At 70.3% G+C, this 21,070-nt stretch carries 18 protein-coding genes; 7 read left to right on the top strand and 11 right to left on the bottom strand.

Translation table 11 applies throughout. The annotated features are described in order from the left end of the window. Positions 1-43 precede the first annotated feature (43 nt). Complete coding sequence (locus ACFWPS_RS33195; RefSeq protein WP_383711838.1) at positions 44-958, bottom strand: MerR family transcriptional regulator; 915 nt, start codon at positions 956-958, stop codon at positions 44-46. A gap of 68 nt (positions 959-1,026) precedes the next feature. On the opposite strand from ACFWPS_RS33195, the gene ACFWPS_RS33190 reads away from it, so the two are divergent. Next, positions 1,027-1,659, top strand: a complete 633-nt coding sequence (locus ACFWPS_RS33190; RefSeq protein WP_383711835.1) for a GNAT family N-acetyltransferase — start codon at positions 1,027-1,029, stop codon at positions 1,657-1,659. Between the two features lie 3 nt (positions 1,660-1,662). Here ACFWPS_RS33190 and ACFWPS_RS33185 read toward each other — a convergent pair whose 3' ends face one another. The 7 genes from ACFWPS_RS33185 to ACFWPS_RS33155 all read right to left on the bottom strand — a co-directional run bounded on the left by ACFWPS_RS33185 (position 1,663) and on the right by ACFWPS_RS33155 (position 8,759). Next, the gene (locus ACFWPS_RS33185; protein ID WP_383711832.1) at positions 1,663-2,271 is read right to left on the bottom strand and encodes an ADP-ribosyltransferase; all 609 of its coding nucleotides are present in this window, start codon (positions 2,269-2,271) and stop codon (positions 1,663-1,665) included. A gap of 77 nt (positions 2,272-2,348) precedes the next feature. Beyond that, positions 2,349-3,539 carry a hypothetical protein gene (locus ACFWPS_RS33180; RefSeq protein ID WP_383711829.1) on the bottom strand — a complete coding sequence of 397 codons (1,191 nt, stop codon included), beginning with the start codon at positions 3,537-3,539 and terminating at the stop codon, positions 2,349-2,351. Next, positions 3,539-4,303 (bottom strand): polysaccharide deacetylase family protein, encoded by a 765-nt coding sequence (locus ACFWPS_RS33175; protein ID WP_383711826.1) that lies wholly within the window; start codon positions 4,301-4,303, stop codon positions 3,539-3,541. The genes ACFWPS_RS33180 and ACFWPS_RS33175 overlap by 1 nt, the downstream gene beginning before the upstream one ends. A 149-nt stretch (positions 4,304-4,452) precedes the next feature. Then, positions 4,453-4,956: an ATP-binding protein gene (locus tag ACFWPS_RS33170; RefSeq protein ID WP_217547724.1), complete on the bottom strand. Its 504-nt coding sequence runs from the start codon at positions 4,954-4,956 to the stop codon at positions 4,453-4,455. 289 nt (positions 4,957-5,245) lie between these two features. Further along, positions 5,246-6,013 (bottom strand): enoyl-CoA hydratase/isomerase family protein, encoded by a 768-nt coding sequence (locus tag ACFWPS_RS33165; protein WP_383711824.1) that lies wholly within the window; start codon positions 6,011-6,013, stop codon positions 5,246-5,248. Positions 6,014-6,127: 114 nt separating this feature from the next. Continuing rightward, positions 6,128-7,312 (bottom strand): Ig-like domain-containing protein, encoded by a 1,185-nt coding sequence (locus tag ACFWPS_RS33160; protein WP_383711821.1) that lies wholly within the window; start codon positions 7,310-7,312, stop codon positions 6,128-6,130. Between the two features lie 211 nt (positions 7,313-7,523). Next, positions 7,524-8,759, bottom strand: coding sequence for an Ig-like domain-containing protein (locus ACFWPS_RS33155; protein WP_383711819.1), 1,236 nt, complete (start codon positions 8,757-8,759; stop codon positions 7,524-7,526). Between the two features lie 245 nt (positions 8,760-9,004). On the opposite strand from ACFWPS_RS33155, the gene glgX reads away from it, so the two are divergent. Together glgX and fxsT are read left to right on the top strand one after the other, a co-directional pair. Next, positions 9,005-11,254: a glycogen debranching protein GlgX gene (gene glgX / locus ACFWPS_RS33150; RefSeq protein ID WP_383711817.1), complete on the top strand. Its 2,250-nt coding sequence runs from the start codon at positions 9,005-9,007 to the stop codon at positions 11,252-11,254. 114 nt (positions 11,255-11,368) lie between these two features. Continuing rightward, positions 11,369-13,399, top strand: a complete 2,031-nt coding sequence (gene fxsT, locus ACFWPS_RS33145) for an FxSxx-COOH system tetratricopeptide repeat protein (protein WP_383711814.1) — start codon at positions 11,369-11,371, stop codon at positions 13,397-13,399. Positions 13,400-13,603: 204 nt separating this feature from the next. Here fxsT and ACFWPS_RS33140 read toward each other — a convergent pair whose 3' ends face one another. Next, the gene (locus ACFWPS_RS33140; RefSeq protein ID WP_383711812.1) at positions 13,604-13,888 is read right to left on the bottom strand and encodes a hypothetical protein; all 285 of its coding nucleotides are present in this window, start codon (positions 13,886-13,888) and stop codon (positions 13,604-13,606) included. Positions 13,889-14,666: 778 nt separating this feature from the next. On the opposite strand from ACFWPS_RS33140, the gene ACFWPS_RS33135 reads away from it, so the two are divergent. Together ACFWPS_RS33135 and ACFWPS_RS33130 are read left to right on the top strand one after the other, a co-directional pair. Further along, entirely contained in the window at positions 14,667-15,398 is a 732-nt protein-coding gene (locus ACFWPS_RS33135) for an XRE family transcriptional regulator (RefSeq protein WP_383711809.1), read from the top strand. A gap of 598 nt (positions 15,399-15,996) precedes the next feature. After that, entirely contained in the window at positions 15,997-16,239 is a 243-nt protein-coding gene (locus ACFWPS_RS33130) for a hypothetical protein (protein ID WP_383711806.1), read from the top strand. Positions 16,240-16,283: 44 nt separating this feature from the next. On the opposite strand, the gene ACFWPS_RS33125 is transcribed toward ACFWPS_RS33130, so the two are convergent. Beyond that, positions 16,284-16,655, bottom strand: coding sequence for a hypothetical protein (locus tag ACFWPS_RS33125; RefSeq protein WP_383711804.1), 372 nt, complete (start codon positions 16,653-16,655; stop codon positions 16,284-16,286). Beyond that, positions 16,652-16,915 (bottom strand): hypothetical protein, encoded by a 264-nt coding sequence (locus ACFWPS_RS33120; protein WP_383711801.1) that lies wholly within the window; start codon positions 16,913-16,915, stop codon positions 16,652-16,654. The genes ACFWPS_RS33125 and ACFWPS_RS33120 overlap by 4 nt, the downstream gene beginning before the upstream one ends. 379 nt (positions 16,916-17,294) lie before the next feature. On the opposite strand from ACFWPS_RS33120, the gene ACFWPS_RS33115 reads away from it, so the two are divergent. Both ACFWPS_RS33115 and ACFWPS_RS33110 read left to right on the top strand, forming a co-directional pair. Then, a complete protein-coding gene (locus tag ACFWPS_RS33115; protein ID WP_383711799.1) occupies positions 17,295-19,187 on the top strand; it encodes an ABC transporter ATP-binding protein in 1,893 nt (630 codons plus the stop codon). After that, positions 19,184-21,052: an ABC transporter ATP-binding protein gene (locus tag ACFWPS_RS33110; protein ID WP_383711796.1), complete on the top strand. Its 1,869-nt coding sequence runs from the start codon at positions 19,184-19,186 to the stop codon at positions 21,050-21,052. Before ACFWPS_RS33115 ends, ACFWPS_RS33110 begins: the two co-directional genes overlap by 4 nt. Positions 21,053-21,070 lie beyond the last annotated feature (18 nt).

Here is a 21,070-nt window from a genome sequence, read left to right as displayed (position 1 = left end):
TCCGCCCCTTCGTACGCTTTACTGCCTGTTGACGGAGGTCAGATTAACCGGCCGCACGAACACGCAGTGCGGCGACCACCCAGGCGAACTCCGCACGGTGTGCGGCCGCGGGCCCCGTACCCTTCACTTCGCACAGCAACTGCCGGTACCGGGCGAGCCGGTCGTTGGACGCCGACTCCATCCGTTCGAGTACGGCGGTCAGGTCCCCGTCCCCCAGCACCTCCCGCACGATCGCCTCCGCCTCCGGCGACTCGGGGGCGATGCCCCGCTCGCGGGCCTCCGCGCCCAGCTGCACCAGCCGCATGGGAAACCACGTGGACCGCCCGAGGGCGGCGGAGCCCCCCTGGTCCGCCGCGTTGAACTCGACCACCCGCCGCATCTGCGCCCGGAACTCCGGGTCCTGGACCATCTCCGCCAGCTCCACCCAGGCGTCCACCTGCTCGGGGGTGGGCTCCTCCGGCAGGTCCACCGCGATGGAGCGCATCCGTTCCTCGATGGCCGGGTCCACGGCGTCGAGCCCGTGGAACAGCTCCGCCACGAACTCCTCCATGATCCGCTTCCGTTCGGCTGCCGACAGCCGCGCCAGCTTGTTCATGAGCGTCATCTCCTCCGCGGTCGAACCACGTCGCGCCACCGTCGACAGCACCGCACGGGTCACCTTCAGCGACCTGATCTGCGCGTCCAGCGCCGCCACGTGCGCGGCCGCCACCTCGGCCACGGTCTGCTCACCGGAGAGCACCGCCCGCACGTGCCCGAGGCCGAGCCCCAGCTCACGCAGGGTGCGGATCAGCTCCAGGCGGGCGAAGGACTCGGCGTCGTACAGCCGGTAGCCGCCCGGCGACCGGGTCACCGGGGTGAGCACGCCCTCGTCGGACCAGTAGCGGATGGTGCGCACGGTCAGCCCGGTGGCCTTCGCCAGCTCGCCGATGGTGAGAAGTCCGGTGCCGTCTTCGATCATGTCTGCGAGTGTGGGCCTTCCAGTGGGTGGAGACTCAAGGAGTCCTCAAGGAGTCGAGGAGTACGGCCGTGGAGACCTTGCGGGACATTCTGGACGCGGCGGCCCGGGGCGTCTTCCCGCCGCCCGACGGCCGTACGACGGTCGTGCCGCAGCCGTCCCCGCGGGACGCGGGCGTCCTCTCCTTCACCGCTCACTCGGTGGTCTTCGTCGACGAGGACCCGGAGTGGGTGTACGACACCCTGCGCGCGACCCCCAGCGACCCGCTGGCCGCGACGATGAACTCGCGCTTCCTCACCGCCCTGATGGACCGCACGGGCCGCGAGCAGGAGACGATCGACGCGCTGCTGGTGGCCGACCCGCTGCCCGGCCGCCCGGATCTCCCCCTGACCGAGCTCACCGGGCCCGACCACTCCCGGGTCGCCTACGCCCGGGCCCGCCGGGACGAGGTGCGCGCCTGGGCGGCGGACGGCGGGGTGCTGGTGCTGGGCCGCGGCGTCGCGGGACGCCTGGAGGTCTCCGTGGAGGTGGACGAGGGGGTACGGCAGCGGGGGCTGGGCCGGGCCCTGCTGGGTGCCGCCCGGCAGCTCGCCGCGGAGCCGCTGTGGGCGCAGATCGCGCCGGGGAACGCCCGCAGCATGCGGGCGTTCCAGGCGGCCGGCTATGTGCCGGTCGGCGCCGAGGCACTGCTGCTCAAGGCCTGAACCTCAGTGCCAGGGCAGGTAGTTCGGGTTGTCCTGGCAGTCGTCCATGATCTCGGTCTTGGTCTTCTTGTCGACCGGGCAGACCCCGATGACGTACTGGCGCAGGATCCCGCCGGGGAAGGCGACCTCGACCTGGTCGGCCCACTTGTGGGTGTCACCGATGGTCTTGTTGACGTCGACGCCGCCTGGCGCGTCGATGTAGTAGTTGTAGCCGGACTTGTACCAGGTCTTGTACAGGTCGTGGTCGTAGGTCGTGGAGACGTACGGCGACGGCTGGTTGACCAGGACGTACTGCTCCACGTCGTACTGCCCGTTCACCACGTCCTTGGGCAGGAAGCCCTCCGCGAAGATGACCGAGGGCGCCCGGCTGTCGCTGCGGTAGAGGGTGCCGCAGGTGGTGCGCCAGACGGGAGTCGGCGTGATGCGGTCGACGTCGACGCGGCGGTCGGCGGCGGCCTTGATCTTGTCCTCGAACTGGGGGCAGGCGGGCGCGGCGGCCTTCGCGGAGGCGGCCGGCGCCGCGGTCGACGGTACGGCGGCCGTGGTCGCGAGGACGGCGGCGAGGGACAGGACGGCGGCAGCGGCACGCCGCCGCAGGCGAATGGTGATCATGGGCAGCACGATGTCGGTTCGGTGACGGCGGGCCGGGGACCGTCACTCGATCGGCGGCGTGTCCGGCCGGCCCGCGGTCAGCGGAAGATGCCCGTGTGCCCCAGCGAGTAGCGGCCCGGCTGCGGGTAGACGGCGAGGCCGTGCGGGCCGCTGCCGACGCGGATGCGGGCCAGTTCGGTACCGGTGCCGGTGTCGATGGCGTACACCTCGGAGTTGTACCGGCCGGACAGCCACAGCACCTTGCCGTCCGCCGACACCCCGCCCATGTCGGGGCTGCCGCCGCCCGGCAGCCGCCACTTCGCCGTCAGCCGGTTCCGGGCGAAGTCGAAGACGGAGATGGTGCCCTCGCCCCGGTTGGAGATGTACATCACCCGCGAGTCCCGGCTGACGTACAGCCCGTGGGCGCCCTTGCCGGTGTACAGGAAGTCCGGCTTGGCGAAGGTGTCGCCGTTCAGGATCCACAGCCCGTCGGCCATCATGTCAGCGATGTAGAACCGCTTGCCGTCCGGCGAGACCTTGACGTCCTGCGGCATGGCGCCGTGGAACGGCAGTTTCTCGTGGCGGAGCACCTCCATCTTCTCCGTGTCCACCTTGAGCAGTTCGCCGCTGAACTCGCAGGAGACGATGAAGTACCGGCCGTCGAGAGAGAAGTCGGCGTGGTTGACGCCGTAGCAGCCGACCGGGACGGCCTTGACGGTCTTCATGGTGTGCGCGTCCCGGAAGACCAGCTGGCGGTCGTTGGACGCCATCACGATGGCGTACCTGCCGTTGGGCGTGAAGTACAGGTTGTACGGGTCGTGCACGGCGACCGGCTTGCCGGCCCGGCCGGTCCTCGGGTCGATGGGGGTGAGGCTGTTGCCCAGGTCGTTGTTGACCCACAGGGTCTTCAGGTCCCAGGACGGCACGACGTGCTGCGGCTGCCGGCCGACCCGGATGGTCCCGATCACCTTGTACGTCTTCGGGTCGATGACGGACACCGTGTCGGAGTTGGTGTTCGGGACGTAGACCAGGGACGGGAAGCCCTTGACCACCGGTGAGAGGTTGCCGGGGCGGTCGGCGGCGTACACGTCCTTCGGATCGAGGACCGGGGGCATGCCCGGCAGCCCGACGGCGACCGGCTCCGCCTTCTTCGCCGGCGGCTGTACGGCCGCGGTGGTGGCGGCCGGTGTCGCGGGGCTCTCGGATCCGCCGCTGCACGCGGGCAGCAGCGCCAGGGCGGCGAGGGCGGCACCGGCGGACAGCAGACGGGCGGCGTTCGTGGTTCGCATCAGCTGAGCAGCTCCGTGGTGGTGACCGCGCGCAGTCCACGGCGGTGGAGTTCTTGGAGGACGGCGGGGAGGGCGGCGACCGTGTCCGGATACCCGAAGTGCATGCTCACCACCGAGCCGCCCGTGACCTCCGCGAGCACCTTGCGGGTGATGGCCGGCGCGCCGGGCCGGGTGTAGTCGAGCGAGTCGACGTCGTACGACAGCACGTGCGGGTAGCCGGCCTCGGCCGCGAGCCGGGCGACGAGCGGCGAGGCGGTCGGCGCCCGGGAGGGGCGGAACCAGCTCCCGATCGATCCGGTGAGCCGCCTGAGGCGGTCCGCGCAGTCGGTGATCTCCTTGCGGGCGTCCGCCTCCGCCATGGCGTTGACGGAGATGTGCCGCTGGGTGTGGTTGCCCAGGTCATGGCCGCCGTCCAGGATGCGGCGGGCCATGGCGGGATACGCGTCGAGCCAGCTGCCGACGGCCAGGACCGTGAGGTGGGCGCCGTGCTGCTCGGCGGTGGCGAGGAGCCGGGTGGCGAGGGCGGGGTCGCCCTGGCCGTGGAAGGTGAGGGCGACGGAGGCGGTGGCGCGGGGGCCGTGGGTGACCTGGAAGGGCAGTCGCTTGGGTGAGGCCGACGGTGACGGTGACGTGGGGGTGGTGGCGGGGGGTGCTGCGGTGGCCGTACCGGTGGTGCCGCAACCGGTGGTGAGCGCGCCACCGGCGGTGAAGGCGGCGCCTGCGCGGAGGAGGTCGCGTCGGTGGGTGGGGGTCACCTGCACCATTTAAGGCGGGGCGAGTAAGAAAGTTGGCTATTGACCCGATAAGGGTTGTGTTTGCAAGCCGCGGGCCGGTGGGGGTTGATCGCGCCCACGCGGCGGCAGCCGCAAATCGATACAGCCCCGCGCCCCAAAGGGGCGCGTTTCACCGACCCCTATCGATCAGCGACCCGCATCTCGAACCACGTCGTCTTGCCCCGGGGCAGTAGATCCACGCCCCACCGGTCCGACAGCTTGTCCACCAGGAACAGCCCGCGGCCGCTGATGTCCGTCTCCTGAACCGGCATCAGACAGGGCAGCCCGCGCGACGGATCGCGCACCTCCACCCGGATCCACCCGGGGCGGCGGCGCATCCGCAGCCCGAACACCCGGGCGCCCGTGTGCCGTACGGCATTGCCCACCAGCTCCGAGACGAGTAAAACCGCGTCCTCCGTCATCTTGGGGCTGAGCCGCCACTGACGGAGAACGACGACCTGGGCGAGCCGGCGGGCGGTGGCCGCGGACTCGGGGCGGGACGGCAGCGGAACCTCCGCGTCCGTGGGATTGCCGAACAGTTCGATCGCCTTGAGTGCCCGCTCGTCCTCGACCGCAGGCGACCAGCGCGCCGCGGCCGCACGGCTGTGTCCCCGCGGCTGTTCGATGCCCTCCAGCCCCGCCATGCCCCCATCATGGCCGCCCAGAGCGCCCTCCGGGGCCGTTCCCGAGGAATACGCCCCCGGGAAGCTTCCGCCCGATCCCGGGCGAACGGCATATGCCGAAGGCAATCCGGAAGCCTCAACAGCCTGTCCGACCTGCGAAGACGTCCCATCTCCGGGCAATCGCCAGACCCCCTCGACAAGGCGGACTTAGGGTTGCCTTAAGGCTCCCATAATCCGCCCCATCGGGGGACCCGGAATCAGACATCGCGTCAATTGCAAGTGGTTCGGGACATTCACAGCAGGGCGAAGATCACAGGAACTTGGCCTTGCCAGGGCCCTCTTCCACGAAACTCCGCATCCCGCGCTCCCGGTCCTCGGTGGCGAACAGCCCGGCGAACCAGTTCCGTTCGACGGCGAGCCCCGTCTCCAGGTCGGTCTCGACGCCGGTGTCGATCGCCTCCTTGGCGGCCCGCAGCGCGATCGCCGGCCCCTGCGCCAGCTTCGCCGCCCAGGCGTGCGCCTCGGTGTAGACGTCGGCGGCGGGCACGACGCGGTCTACGAGGCCGATGGCGAGCGCCTCGTCCGCCTTGACCATACGGCCCGTGAAGATCAGGTCCTTGGCCCTGGACGGACCGACCAGACGGGGCAGCCGCTGGGTGCCGCCGGCCCCCGGGATGAGCCCGAGCAGGATCTCGGGCTGCCCGAGCTTGGCGTTGTCGGCGGCGATGCGGTAGTCGGCACAGAGGGCGAGCTCGCAACCGCCGCCGAGCGCATAGCCGGTGACGGCGGCGACGACCGGCTTGGGGATCCGGGCGACGGCGGTGAAGGAGTCCTGGAGGTCACGGGAGCGCAGAACCATGGCGGCGTGGTCCATGTTCTGCATTTCCTTGATGTCGGCTCCCGCCGCGAAGACCTTCTCGCCGCCGTAGATGACGACGGCACGAACGTCTTCGCGACGGGTGGCCTCTCCCGCCAGCTCCTTGATCCGGTCCTGGGTGGCGACGTCGAGCGCGTTCATCGGCGGACGGTCCAGGCGCAGAGTGCCCACGCCTTCGGAGACTTCGAGGGTCACAGTCATGCCCAGCAGGTTAACGCCGGTTCATCAGCGCCCCGTAAGGGGCGCGGGGCTGTATCGATTTGCGGCTGCCGCCGCGTGGGCGCGAACAACCCCCACCGGCCCGCAGCCGACGAACTACTTGGTCCATTCCTTCCAAGACATGTTCCACCCGTTGAGCCCATTGTCAGGCGAGACCGTCTGGTCATTGGAGTGCTTCACCGTCACCACGTCCCCGACGATCGAGTGATCGAAGAACCAGGCAGCAGGCAACGCACGGTCACCCCCGCCCCGGATGTCCCGAAGGCCGACGCACCCGTGGCTCGCGTTGTAGTTGCCGAACGCGTCGCCGCCCCAGTAGTTGCCGTGGATGAACGTCCCCGACGTGGTCAGCCGCATCGCGTCCGGCACGTCCTTGATGTCGTACTCGCCGCCGTAGCCGACCGTCTCGCCGTTCATGCGCGTCACGCGCAGCTTCTCGCTGATGACCATCTGGCCGTTCCACGTGTCGTAGCCCGGCTTGCCGGTCGTGACCGCGAGGGTCTTCACGACCTTGCCGTCCTGCATGACCTTCATCGTGTGCTTCTTGGCGTCGACGATCGACACCTGGTTGCGGCCGATGGTGAACTTCACGGTCTTGGCCTGCTCGCCGTACACCCCGTCACGGCCCTCGACGCCGTTGAGGTTGAGGGAGACGGAGACCTTCGTGCCGGACTTCCAGTAGTTCTCGGGGCGGAAGTCGAGGCGGTCGTTGCCGAACCAGTGACCCTCGACGTCGACCGCCGGCTCGGTCTTGATCGTGATCGCCTTCTCCACCGCGTCCGGGTCGGTGATGCCCCGGGTGAAGTGGACGGAGAACGGCATGCCGACGCCGACCGTGGAGCCGTCCTCCGGCGTGAAGTAGCCGATGAACGTGTTCTTCGGGGTCAGCGTCGTGAAGCTGGAGTCCTCTGCCGACTCACGGCCGCCGGTGTCCTTCGCGACCGCGTGCACCGTGTACTTCGTGGAGTTGGCGAGGTGCGTCGAGGGCGTCCAGCTGGCGCCGCCCGCCGCGATCGCCCCGGCTATCTCCTTGCCCTTGGCGTCCTTGACCTCGACGTCGGTCAGCTTGCCCTTGGCCGCGGTGACCTTCAGCGCACCGCTGGTGTCCACGCCGGTCGCACCGGACTTGGGGCTGATGCTGACGGTGGCCACGGACTGCTTGCTGGCCTGGGTGGTGGAGTCCTTGGCCTTGGCGTTGCCCTCGTCCGCCCCCTTGCCGGAGGAGGAGCCGCCGCCGCAGGCGGTGACGGCCATGAGCAGGACACCGGCGACGACCGCCATCCCCTGCCTCCGCCGCGTCCCCCGAACCGACGCCCCCGATATCGGCCGCTCGTTCAAAGTGGTTCTCCCCTCCCAGGGCCTGGTCAGGCCCACCCCGGCGCGTCAGGCGCGCGCTCTGGCGCATATTAACCGCAGGGTTTTGAGGTTGGTGTTGGGCGAATGTCACCGTTGCGTCGCAACTTCTCGCCCCCACCGACCTGCCCTCACCTGGCTACTTGACCGCGCCGCCCGCCTTCCACTCCTTCCACCCCATGTTCCACCCTCCGAGGCCGTTGTCAGGAGAGACCGTTTTGTCCTTGCTGTTGACGACTTCGACCACGTCCCCGATGAGGCTGCGGTCGTAGAACCAGCCCGCGGGCGTGTCCGAGCTGCCGCCCTTCACGTCACGCAGACCCACGCAGCCGTGGCTGACGTTGACGTGGCCGGGGGCGTCCGGCGCCCAGTAGTTGCCGTGCAGGAAGGTGCCGGAGTCGGTGAGTTTGAGGGCGTGCGGGACGTCGGGGATGTCGTACTCGCCGCCGAAGCCGACCGTGCGGCTGTTCATGCGGGTCACGTCGTGCATCTCCATCACCACCATCTTCCCGTTGTAAGTGGTGTGCTCGGGTGCCCCCGCGGTGATCGGCACGGTGGCGAGCAGTGCGCCGTCCCGGCGGACCTGCATGGTGTGGGCGGCCGCGTCCACGAGGGAGACCTGGCTGCGGCCGACGGTGAAGGTGAACGTCTTGTACTGGAGGCCGTAGACACCGCGGGCGCCCTCGACGTCGCGGAGTCCGAGGCCGACGGTGACGACCGTGCCGGGTTGCCAGTAGTGCTCGGGGCGGAAGTCGAGGCGGTTCTTGCCGAACCAGTGCGGGCGGATGTCGACCGCGGGCTTGGCGGTGACCTGGACGGCACGTTCGACGGCGGCGCGGTCCTCGATCTCGCGGCTGAAGGCGAGGGAGACGATCATGCCGGTACCGACGGTGGCCCGGTTCTCCGGGGTGACGTACCCGATGAAGCGTTCGTCGGGGACCAGTGTCGTGAAGGTGGTGTGCCGGGCCGAGCGGTGGCCCTCACCGTCCAGGGCCACGGCGTCGACGGTGTACTTGGCGGCGAGCGCGAGTTTCGGGTCGTCGGGCCGCCAGGTCCTGCCGTCCGCGGCGATGTGCCCGGGGACCGGGGAGTCCTGGGCGTCCTGGGACCTGACGACGCTGACGGACTCCAGGTGGCCGTCGGGCACCCGTACCGTCAGTCGGCCACCTGGCCGTACGGCCTTGGTGCCGTCGTCCGGGGTGATGCGGATGACGTCCTCGGGGGCCCGGGGTTTGCCGCCGAGGACTTGGTCGATGCCTAGCCCGTCCGTGGTGTCCGAGGAGCAGCCGGCGGCCCCCGCCAGCAGCCCCGTCCATGTCAGTACCGCGGCCAACGCGGCCCCCGCGCGCCGTGCGCGCCCTTGTGCATGCCTCACGTGCGGCTCAACGAGCGGGCATGCCCCTGGGAAACGTGAGTGCGACGCCGGCACTGGGCAGAACAGAGGGAAGGACGACGAGCTGGGGAGCCGCCGTGCCCGCGGGAGAGCCGTCGCGGGCACGTCCGTAGCGAGCCGCCGACCGTGCCCGGGACCGGGAGTCCGGGCGCCGTCGGCTGCTCGGACGCGGGTGCGTGTGCCCCCGTTGGTCGGCGAGCCGCGGGACACGAATAAGGGGCCGACAGGTGACGAGCGCAGCCGAGCAGCAGGGGGCACGGGCGCGGGCCCCGAGGGCGGACGGCCCCGCGGTGGACGCCCCCGCGGTGAACGGGACGCCGCTTCCCGTCCCGTCGGCGTGGCCGGGGGCGTCGACACCGCTCGGCGCCCGGTTCCGGGTGGGCCCTGACGGGGTGGCGGGCACCAACTTCGCGCTGTGGGCGGCCGGGGCGGAGGCGGTCCGGCTGTGCCTCTTCGACGAGCAGGGGCGGGAGACCCGTATCCCGCTGACCGAACTCACGCACGAGATCTGGCACGGGTTCGTCCCCGGTGTGCTGCCGGGACAACGCTACGGCTACCGGGTCGACGGCCGCTGGGACCCGTGGACCGGCGCCCGCTGGAACCCGGCGAAGCTGCTCCTGGACCCGTACGCGCGGGCGGTGGACGGCGAGTTCGCGCTGCCGCCCGAGGTGTACGGGCATGTCCGGGACTGGCCGGACCAGCAGGTCGCCGACACCGTGCGCGACGACCGCGACTCGGCGCCGTACGTCCCCAAGGGCGTGGTCGTCCACGATGACGACGACTGGTCCGACGACCACCGCCCGAAGACGCCGTGGGCGGACTCCGTCATCTACGAGCTGCACGTGCGCGGCTTCACCAGACTGCACCCCGGGATACCGGAGGAACTCCGCGGCACCTACGCCGGACTGGCCCACCCGGCCGCTCTGGACCACCTGGTCAACCTGGGCGTGACGGCCGTGGAACTCCTCCCCGTCCACCAGTTCGCCCACGAGGACCACCTGCTCAGGCGCGGCCTGAAGAACTACTGGGGCTACAACTCCATCGGCTACTTCGCCCCGCACGCGGCCTACGCCGCCTCCGGGACGACGGGACAGCAGGTCGGCGAGTTCAAGCGGATGGTACGGGCGCTGCACGCGGCCGGGATCGAGGTCATCCTCGACGTCGTCTACAACCACACCGCGGAGGCGGGCGAGCTGGGCCCGACGCTCTCCCTGAAGGGCATCGACAACCGGGGCTACTACCGCCTCCAGGACCACGACGCCCGACGCTTCGCCGACTACACCGGCTGCGGCAACACCCTGCACGTGGTCCGCCCGCACGTCCTGCGCCTCATCACCGACTCACTCCGCTACTGGGTCACGGAAATGGGCGTGGACGGATTCCGCTTCGACCTCGCGGCCGCGCTGGCCCGCTCGATGCACGACGTCGACATGCTCTCCCCCTTCCTGGCCGTCATCGCCCAGGACCCGGTACTGCGCCGGGTGAAGCTGATCGCCGAGCCCTGGGACGTCGGCTCCGGCGGCTACCAGGTCGGCGCCTTCCCACCCCTGTGGACCGAGTGGAACGACCGCTACCGCGACGCCGTCCGCGACTTCTGGCGCGGCGCCCTGCCTGACGTGCGCGACCTCGGCTACCGCCTCTCCGGCTCCAGCGACCTCTATGCCTGGGGTGGCCGCCGCCCCTACGCCTCCGTCAACTTCATCACCGCGCACGACGGTTACACCCTGCGCGACCTGGTGTCGTACGAGCACAAGCACAACGAGGCCAACGGCGAGGACAACCGGGACGGCGCCGGCGACAACCGCTCCTGGAACTGCGGGGCGGAGGGCGAGACGGACGACGAGGGCGTACGGGCCCTGCGCCGACGCCAGTTGCGGAACCTCCTCACCACCCTTCTCCTCTCGACGGGCGTCCCGATGCTGGTCGCAGGCGACGAACTCGGCCGCACCCAGCGCGGCAACAACAACGCCTACTGCCAGGACAACGAGATCAGCTGGCTGGACTGGAGCCTGCTGGACGACCCCGCCTGGCAGCCGCTCCTCGACCTCACCTCCCGTCTCGTCCGGCTCCGCCACCGCCATCCGGTGCTGCGCCGCCGCGCCTTCTTCTCCGGGCGCGCGCACTCGGCGGACGGCCTGCGCGACCTGGCCTGGTTCACGGCGCACGGCGAGGAGATGACCGAGCGCGACTGGTACGCCCCCGCCGCCACCCTCGGCATGTACCTCTCCGGCCGGGACATCCCCGGCCGCGACGAGCGCGGCGCCCCGGTCCTGGACGACAGTTTCCTGACCGTCCTGCACGCCGGCGACCGCCCGGCGGAGTTCCTGCTGCCGGGGCCGCCATGGGCGGAGCGCTACGAGGTACTGGTGGACACCTCGCTGGAGGAGCAGGGCGCGGAGCCGGGGGTGGTGCACGAGGGGGGGACGGTGATCACGGTGCGGGGTCGGGCAGTGCTCTTCCTGAGAGTGGTTGGCTGAGAGCACCCTGGGAGAGAATCGCCGCCGGGGTTCTCCCCTACCCCGGCTAGGCTCTGGGACGAGGTCGAGCCGACCGCCGACCGGCGCGGTCGCCGCCGGACCGAAGAGGGAGCCATGTGGCGAAGGCTGGCGAGTGCGGTGGCCGGTCTGCTCGTGCTGTTCGTCGGCAGTCTTGCCTTCAACGCGGCATCCGGGCAGAACCATTGGCCAGGGCCGCTGGACTTCGTGCGGGTCCACCCGTGGGTGGTGCTGCTCCTCCTGATCCCCCTGGCACTGGTCGGGCTGGGGCAGTCCCCGCGGCCCGGCCGCAGGCGGGATCCTCTCCCGCCCACGGCGTACCGGCTGCCGCCGCGCAACTCCGACTTCACCGGCCGTGACGCCACGCTGCAGGAGGTGCGGCAGCGCCTCACCTCGGCGAACGACGTGGCGCTGCTGGTCGTGCACGGGCTGGGAGGCGTCGGGAAGACCCAGCTCGCGGTGGAGTACGCCTACCGATACCTGTCGAAGTACCGGTTCGTCGCATTCCTGGACGCTGAAGCACCCGACCTTGTCGCGCCGCAGTTCGTGTCACTGGCCGGGGAGTTGGGGCTGGCGGAGGTGAACTCCGAGCAGGCGATCCCACGGGTGTACGGCAATCTGGTGGACCGCAGGCCCTGGTTGATCATCTTCGACAACGCGGAGAAACCGGGCACGCTCGCACACGCGCTGCCGTCGAGTGGTCTGGCGGGCAACGGCCACGTCATCGTCACGACCAGAGTGAGCGGCTGGTCGAGCAGCGCCGGTGTTGTCGACCTGGAGGTGTTCACCAGGCAGGAGTCGATGAAGCTGCTGGCACAACGGGTGCCGGGCATGACGGAGGCCGTGGCGGACCGGATCGCCGAACAACTGGGCGACCTGCCACTGGCGTTGGAGCAGGCGGCCGGATACATGGGCTACCACCAGACGACACCCGAAAGGTACCTGGACCTGCTGGCGTCGCACCTGGAGGACATGATCGGGCTGGGCGTGCCGAGCGACCGCCCCGCGATGGTGGTCGCGACGCTGTGGCGGCTCGGTGTGGAAAGGCTGGAGGCGCAACATCCCCAGGCGGTACGTCTGTTGGAACTCTGTGCCCTGCTGGCGCCGGACCCGGTCCCGCTGTACCTCTTCACCGGCAGCCCGGAAACGCTGGACGGCACACCAGCCGACGCGTTGGCGTGGGACACGACGGTCGGCGCCCTGGCCGGCCTGGGCCTCGCGCGGCGCGGAGATGCATCCCTGGTGGTGCACCGGCTGGTGCAGGCCGCCGTCCGGGCCGCGATGCCGACCGAGGCGCACATCGAAGCCCGGGTCCGGCTGTGTCGTGCGCTGCTCGCGGCCATACCCGACGACCTCCACAGTGCCCCGGACGCCCGGCCACGGTGGCAACGGCTGCTCCCGCACGTCATCGCCGTGGCCAAGGGCGATCCACCGGCCGAGTGCGCCGCCGATACGGCGGTACTGCTGAGGCTGGCATCGGAGTTCCTCGTCCAGATCGGGGACTACTCGGTGGCGCTGTCCCTGTGTGAACGTGCCCTGGCGCTCGACGAGTCGCTCGGGGACCGGGACAACGAGATCGGCCTCGATCTGATCACCCTGGCGCAGATCCACCGGGAGCTCGGCGCGCCGGAGACATCACGCCGACTGGCGGAACGCGCGCTGAACGTACACGAGTCCTGTCTGCCGGCGGACAGTCCCGTCATCGCGACGGACCTGGCCACGCTCGCCCGGACGCTGTGCATCCTCGGTGAACAGGAGGCGGCGCGGCCACTGGCCGAGCGGGCGCTGCGGATCGACGAGGCGGCGTACGGGCCAGACGACCCGTACGTGAGCTTCGACCTGATCGCGCTGGCGAACGTCCACGTCGACCTCGACGATCACGCCGGTGCCGCGCCGCTCATCTCGCGCGCGCTGCGGATCCGCGAGGCGAAGTACGCGCCGGACCACCTGTACATCGGGTACGTCCTGCTGTTCCAGGCCCGGGTCCTGCACGCGTTGAACGACTCGACCGCCGTGGACCTGGCGCGCCGGGGTGCACAGATCCTGCACACCCGACTGGGCAGGACCCACCCCAAGACCGAGGACGCGTTCGCTTTGGTCAGCAGCCTGCAAGGCGGGAGGCGCTAGCCCAGAATCCCCACGGACAGATTGCACTCCAGCCTCGTCCGGTACGGCTGCAGCGGCGCACAGCACGCGGCCCCCGGCTGTGCGACTTGCCACACAGCCGGGGGCCTTCCCCCGTCCCGTCGGAGAGGCGGGGCAGGAGTCTGGCAGTGCCGCCCATACGCCTCTTACAGCGCACCGGAGCGGCGGCCATCGGGAGGGGTGCAGTTAGCGCGCGTTGGGCGTAGCCCGGGCGGTTGCCTGCCCGGCATACGGGTTGCCGTTGCCAGGTGTGACTCGCCAGAAGGTCTCCGTCATGGCCTTGAACTGACGATGCGCCGGATTCTGGCCCGTATGCTTCAGCGCCCAGATCTCAACCGGCAAACGCTCGTCGTCGGTTGGCTGCGCCTGCGCCCCGCAGGTGAGGCACTCAGCCGAGTAGATGCCCGACGGAGCACCCTCTGCGGTCTCGGCCCCGAGGGTCCATTCGGCGGCGGTGATGATCGCGCGCATCACAGTTCCCCCCTGCTGCGCCGATTGGCTTCAGTCACGAGCGCATGCATCCTGTTGCGACTGCCGGGTGCGGTGCAGCGCGGGCACGTGCAGGGCGGGTAACCGCTGGAGAGATCCGGCACGTCCGACGGTTTCACGGTGCGCTTGCCGCGCACCTGCGTACGAGCGCCTGTCACCGGGTTGACCCTGTAGACCTCGATCGTCATCACTGGGCGCGCTCCCAAGGGCCTACCTCTGCGCCTGCGGGGCTGTTCCTGGGCGCCTCACACAGCGCGTCGACATAGGGCCGGACAAGGGGTCCCGCACACTCCCACGCCGCCTCCGCCTCCCAGTCGCGCGGCACGAACCACTCGGCGCGTCCGTACCGCTGAGACGGATCCGGCGTCCATGCGTGCCGTTCCGCCTGCTGCCTGCGAGCGATGGTCAGCCGTGTCCTCCAGACCCAGACGTCCGGTGCGGAACGCCTGCGGGGCGCCTGGTTCGCTGCGGGGGCCATGTAGGCGGCAGTGTGCTTGCCGGGCGTACGGCGCCCGAACAAGACGGCTCTCATCCGTTCGAGTGCCTGTGATAGGTAGGACACTGTCAGCGCTCCTCTGAAGCGTTGGCCACGCCCCGGGACCGTTCGCGCGGTCGCCGGGGTCTCTTGTGTGCTCAATCGTCCTGACCTCGGGTGGCCGTATCGCCGGACATGGAAGGACAGTTGGGCCAGTTGGGCGGTAGCGTGGAAAACGCCCAAACGTCCAGAGGAGGGGACTTGAATCAATCCCTACGGTCAGCTATGCACGACGCCGGACTGTCCCCGCGACAGCTTGCGGTCCGTGTGGGAGTCGCAAGCAAGACCATTGAGCGTTGGGTCGCGGATGAGAACCTGATTCCGCATGCTCGAAACAGAGCAGACGCCGCCGAAGCGCTGAAAGTAGATGAAGAAATGCTCTGGCCCCAGGCAGTGAAGAACCGCCTAAAAACAGGCGGAGACCTGGAAATCGTGCGAACTTACCCCTACCGCTCCGCCTGCCCATCAACGGTCTGGCGCGAGCTTGTAGCCAGCACGAAAGAAGACCTGTTCTTCGCCGGACACACGAACTACTTCCTATTCATCGACCAGCCCAACTTTGTTGCCACACTGCGCAAAAAGCTCGAAAGCGGATGTCGGGTCCGCTTCCTTCTGGGCGACCCCGAAGGTGAAACCACGCGCCAGCGTGAAGCTATCGAAGATGTTGCCCTGTCTGTCTCCACGCGCATCCGCATCACGCTGGAGAACCTACGCAAGTTGGGCGGAGCGGAAAATCTGGAAACACGTTTCAGCATCGCGGAAGATGCAGCGAATCACGTGAGCCTGTCCGTGTTCCGGTTCGATTCGCAGGCTCTCGTAACACCTCACCTCGCTAGGCTTGTGGGCCACGACTCCCCTCTGCTGCATCTGCGTCGACGCGACCATGACGGGCTATTCGAGCGGTTTACTGAGCACGCCGAAGAGCTCTGGTCGCGCGCAACACCCGTAGGTTTTTGACGGCGTACCTCATTGCAGGAACGGCCCCGGCATCTGGCCCGCAAAGCACGAGGGGACACAAGCGATTTCTCTGCGAAAAGAACGGAGACGGAATTGGCGCTAGCCCAGAATCCCCCGCTGATACCCCGACTCGGCCGCCACTTCCGCGCCCACTCCCGCCCCCGACTCCGAACCGGACCGTCCGCTCGCTCAACCCGCCCCCGACTACGGCGGGTTCTGGATCGGCTCCCGCGACATCAGCCCGACCTACGTTCCGGCCGCGTCCTTCGACGGGAACGCGCCGTCACCGGCCGTCGGCGAACTGGCGTATGACAGCGGAAGCGATCGCTACGGCGTCGTGATGGAACGTACGGCCGGGCAGGTGCACCTCCGCCCCAAGGGTGGCGGCCTGGAGTGGTCGGCGCGGCCGGAGGATGTCGAACCGGCCCGCGCGGGCGGGGCGTTGGGCCCGCGCGGGCGAGGCGTTGGGCCCGCGCGTGGCCAGGGCCAATGCCCGTAGCCGTGGGGAGATCCTGTGAGCCCGCGAAGTCCGTCGAACCCGTCACCGAAAGCGAACGCGACCAGGAACCCGAACCCGAATGCGGCCGCGAACCCGCCCGTGGGCGCGGACGCGTTCGCCACCGCCACCGGCCTGCCCGGCATCCCCGTGGGCTCCCTGGTCCGGGACACGGCGACCGGTCGCCAGGGCACCCTGAGGGACGTGTTCCCGTACGAGTCTCTTGACGCACGGCCGGTCCCGGGTGTCCCCGCCCGGCCGCCCCGGCTGCTCGCCTTCATCCGCCCGGTGGGCGGCGGCCGTGAGTGGACCGCCGACCCGGGAGACGTCGTGGCGCTGCGGTGAGGGCCGAAGGGGGCCCAGGCCCGCCGGGATCACCCGAGCCGGTCTCACGGCTTGCCGATGTCCACCGCCCATACGCCCGTGCCGTCGTACGCCTCCGGGGTCGCGGTCAGTACCTGGCCTTCGCCCTGGCCGGCCGCCGAAGCGTAGACCGCGTGCGCGTGGCGCCAGTCGACGCCCGCGACGGTCGCCTGTTCCACGGCGGCTGCACCCGCGAAGTCGAGGGGCAGGAACTCCAGTCCGGGAAGCGCCCCCGTGTGCGCCGCCGCACCAGGAAGCTCCATGCTCGCCGCGAACAGACACAACGCGGGGACGTGTGCGCGCTGAAGCGGGTCGTCGACCTCGACCACGGCCAGTCCGGACAGCAGACGATGCCCCCTGCACAGAGCGATGACAGCAGTGTGATCCAGGATGATCACCGGCGCTGCCCCAGGCGACCCGCGGCGATCTCCGCTCGCCAGGCCTGAGCCTCGCGCACGTCCTCATCGGTCAGATCCGGCCGCAGGTTCGCGCGGACGTACGCGATCGCTCGCGCCGTCCGCTCGGCGCGTTCGCCTTCGGTGGGAGTTGCCGCGACAACGCGTTCCACGTATGCGCGGGTACTCATTCCGCGCTCTTCGGCCAGCGTGCGAAGGCGATCCCTTATGCCTTCGTCGATCTTGATCGTGGTGTCAGCCATAGCGGAAGAATACCAATGAATACCGCGGGTTTGTCGGCCCGGCGGACGTCGTACCGCCGCCGACTGGCCGACACTCACCCTGTCCGGCGGAGAGCGCCCGAATTCGCCGTTGGCCTGGGACTAGAGTGACTCGCGCACATGGTGGTGCGGTGCCCATCACACGCGCAGTCGCCGAGAAGGTTGGCATGCTCCGAGGGTCCCGTCCGCCCCGGTTCCGCCGCATCGGCCGCCCCGCTCGAACCGCCGTCAACCGATCGGCTGATGCCGCGAATCCACCTGTACGGCCCCTCGAACGCCCAGGTCGTAGGACCAGCGGCCGATTCCGGTCCGGCCAAAACTCGGTGGGCGTTGTCAGTGGCGATCCGTAGGCTCGCCACTGATGCCTCCGACACGTGCAACCACCAAGGACCGGTCCGCCGTCCGCACCCTGCTGCGCCTGTGGCCGTACGTACGGCCGGTGCGGTTGCGGCTGTCCGTCGCCGCGTTCGTCGCGGTCGTCGCCTCCTGTACGGGGCTCGTGATCCCGCTCGTCCTCAAGTGGATGGTGGACGGCCCGGTGGCCGACCGCGACCCGGCCGGGGTGTGGCTCGGCGCGCTGTACCTGCTGCTGCTCGGCATCGCGGAAGCACTGCTCTTCGGTCTGCGCCGCTGGCTGGTCGCCCGGCCCCTGTCCCGGGTGGAGGCGGGGATGCGGGCGGACCTGTACGGCCATCTCCAGCGCCTGCCGGTCGCCTTCCACGACCGCTGGGCCTCCGGGCAGCTGCTCTCCCGGGCCACCACCGACCTGATGCTGCTCCGCATGTTCCTCGCCTTCCCGTTGACCTTCCTGCTGGTGAACGGGGTGACGATCCTCGTCGGCGTGCTGATCATGCTGGGGCAGGACTGGACGCTGGGCCTGGTCATCCTCGGGCCCACGATCCCGGTGATCTGGACGTGCGTGATCTTCGAGAACCGGTACGCGGTGGTGGCGCGGCTCGCCCAGGACCAGGTCGGCGACCTGACGACGGTGGTCGAGGAGAGCGTGCTCGGCATCCGCATCATCAAGGGTTTCGGCCGCCACCGCAGCCAGGCGCACGCGTTCCGCGAACTGGTGCGGACCCTGCGGGGCACGGAGCTGCGCAAGGCGCGGATGCTGGCGATGATCTGGGGCGTCATCGTCACGCTGCCGGAGGTGGCGATCGGGGCGGCGCTGCTGTGGGGTTCGATCCAGGTCGCGGAGGGCGAGCTGAGCGCGGGGACGCTGGTGGCGTTCCTGTCCACGGCGCTGGCGCTGAGGTGGCCGGTGGAGTCGATCGGCTTTCTGCTGGCCATGAGCCAGGAGGCGGCGACGGCGACGGAGCGCTTCTTCGAGGTGCGGGACGCGTTGCGGGAGGACGCCGGTTCGTTGTCGGGTGCGGGTGCGGGTGCGTGGGGGCCGAGCGCGCAGTTCCCCGCGCCCCTACGGGGCGCTGTTCGCCCTGTAAGGGGCGCGGGGAACGGCGCGACCAGCCACGACGGCGCCGCACCCGACAGCGGACCGGCCCCCGAACCCGACGGCATCCGCTTCGAGAACGTTCAGTTCCGTTACCCCGACGCCGCCCCCGACTCCACCCCGACACTCGAACTCGTCGACCTCCACATCCGCCCCGGCGAGTCCATGGCCCTCGTCGGCGCCACCGGCAGCGGCAAGACCACGCTCACCGCTCTCATCCCTCGCCTGCACGAGGCCACTTCCGGGCGGATCACCCTCGACGGCCGGGACATCACCGCCATGCCCCGCGAGGAGCTCCGCTCGCTCGTCGCCGTCGCCTTCGAGGAACCCACCCTGTTCTCCGCCTCCGTCGGCGAGAACGTGCTCATGGGAGCCGAGGAAGGCGCCGGCGAGCCCGAGCTGGCGCGTGCCCTCGCCGTCGCACAGGCCGATTTCGCGCACGCCCTCCCCCAGGGCACCGGCACCCAGGTCGGCGAGCAGGGCCTCAGCCTCTCCGGTGGCCAGCGGCAGCGCCTCGCGCTCGCGCGGGCGGTCGTCGGCCGGCCCCGCTTCCTCGTGCTCGACGATCCGCTCTCCGCGCTGGACGTGCACACGGAGGCCGCCGTGGAGGCCGCCCTGCGCGACGTGCTCGCCGACACCACCGCGCTGATCGTCGCCCACCGCCCCTCCACCGTGCTGCTCGCCGACCGGGTCGCCCTGCTCTCCGGCGGCCGGGTCACCGCCGTCGGCACCCACCACGAACTGCTGCGCACGAACGCCGAGTACGCCCACCTGATGTCCGGGGAGGATCACCGCCGATGACCGCAGCCACCTCCCTCCCCGCCCCCGACGAGGACGACGAACTCCCCAGGCCCGAGCCCACCGGCGACGCGGGCGGCGATCCGTTCGACCGGGACGTCCTGCCCACCCCGCCCGGCGCCACGGCCACCCTGCTGCGCTCGCTCCTCGCCCCCATGAAGGCGCGGGTCGCCGTCACCACGCTCCTCCTGCTGCTCCAGCAGGCGGCGGTCCAGGCGGGCCCGCTGCTGGTGGCGTACGCCATCGACACGGCCGTCCCGGCGTTCCGCCGCCACGACCACGGCCCGCTGTTCGCGGTCGCGGCCGGCTACGGCCTGAGCGCCGTGCTCTCCGGCGGCCTCCAGTACGCGTTCGTCGAGGCCTCCGCCCGCGTGAACCAGGACGTCCTCCTCGATCTGCGCGGCCGCATCTTCCGCCACGCGCAGGCGCTGAGCGTCGACTTCCACGAGCGCTACACGTCGGGCCGGCTCATCTCCCGCTCCACCACGGACGTCGAGTCGCTGCGCGAGCTGCTGGCCGAGGGCCTCCAGGAGCTGGTCACGGTCATCCTCTCCTTCCTCTACATCTCGGCGATGCTGCTCTGGCTGGACCTGGGCCTCGGCGCGGTCGCAGTGGTGAGCTTCGTCCCGCTGTACCTGCTCGTGCGGCTGTACCAGCGGCGCGCGGTGCGGGTGTACAAGGCGCGGTCCACGGCGATCGCGTCGGTGATCGTGAAGTTCGTGGAGACGATGAACGGCATCCGCCCGGTGCGCGCGTTCCGCCGGGAGGCCGCCAACGACGCCGAGTTCGCCGTGCTGAACCACCGCCACGAGCGGACCAACGGCGACGCGCTCCTCGAAATGGCGCGGTACGTGGTCGGCTCCCGGCTGGTCGCGAACACCTCGGTCGCGGTGATCGTGCTGTGGGGCGCCTACCGGGTGGCGTCCGGCGCGCTGGAGCTGGGCGTCCTGGCCGCGGCCGTCCTCTACCTGCGGCGGCTGTACGACCCGATCGACCGCCTCGGCATGTTCCTCAACTCCTACCAGTCGGCCGCGGCCTCCCTGGAGAAGATCGCGGGCCTGCTGGCCCAGACCCCGTCCGTCCCGGAGCCCTCGGTCCCGAAGGAGCTGCCCCCGTCGGCGGCCGAACTGCCGGGCCGCGAGGTCGTCTTCGACGGTGTCCGCTTCGCCTACCGCACCGGCGGCGAGGTGCTGCCCGTCTTCGACCTCACCCTGCCGGCCGGGCAGACGGTCGCGGTCGTCGGCTCCACCGGCGCCGGCAAGTCGACGCTCGCCAAGCTGCTGGCTCGCTTCTACGACCCGTCCGACGGCCGGGTCCTCCTGGACGGCGTGGACCTGCGCGAGCTGACCGTGCGCGAACTCCGCCGCGGGGTGGTGATGGTCACCCAGGAGTCGTTCCTGTTCTCCGGCACGGTCGCCGAGAACATCGCCATCGGCCGCCCGGACGCCACCCGCGAGGAGATCGAGCAGGCCGCCAAGGCGATCGGCGCCCACGAGTTCATCGCCGCGCTGCCCGACGGGTACGACACGGACGTCCGCAAGCGCGGCGGGCGCATCTCGGCCGGGCAGCGCCAGCTGGTCGCGTTCGCCCGCGCCCTGCTCGCCGACCCGGCGGTGCTGATCCTCGACGAGGCGACCAGTTCGCTGGACATCCCCGGGGAACGGGCCGTGCAGCGCGCGATGTCGACGGTCCTGAAGGGCCGTACGGCGGTGGTGATCGCGCACCGGCTGTCCACCGTGGAGATCGCCGACCGGGTGCTGGTGATGGAGCACGGCCGCATCGTCGAGGACGGCCGGCCGGCCGAACTCATCGCGGGTACCGGCCGGTTCGCGGATCTGCACCGCGCCTGGCGGGACAGTCTGGCCTAGCCGAGAGGCTGAGAGAAC

Source organism: Streptomyces sp. NPDC058457 (genome assembly GCF_042720695.1).
GTDB lineage: Bacteria > Actinomycetota > Actinomycetes > Streptomycetales > Streptomycetaceae > Streptomyces.
Note: the sequence above shows the minus strand (reverse complement) of the source record. Positions and strands in the feature narration are given on the sequence as shown.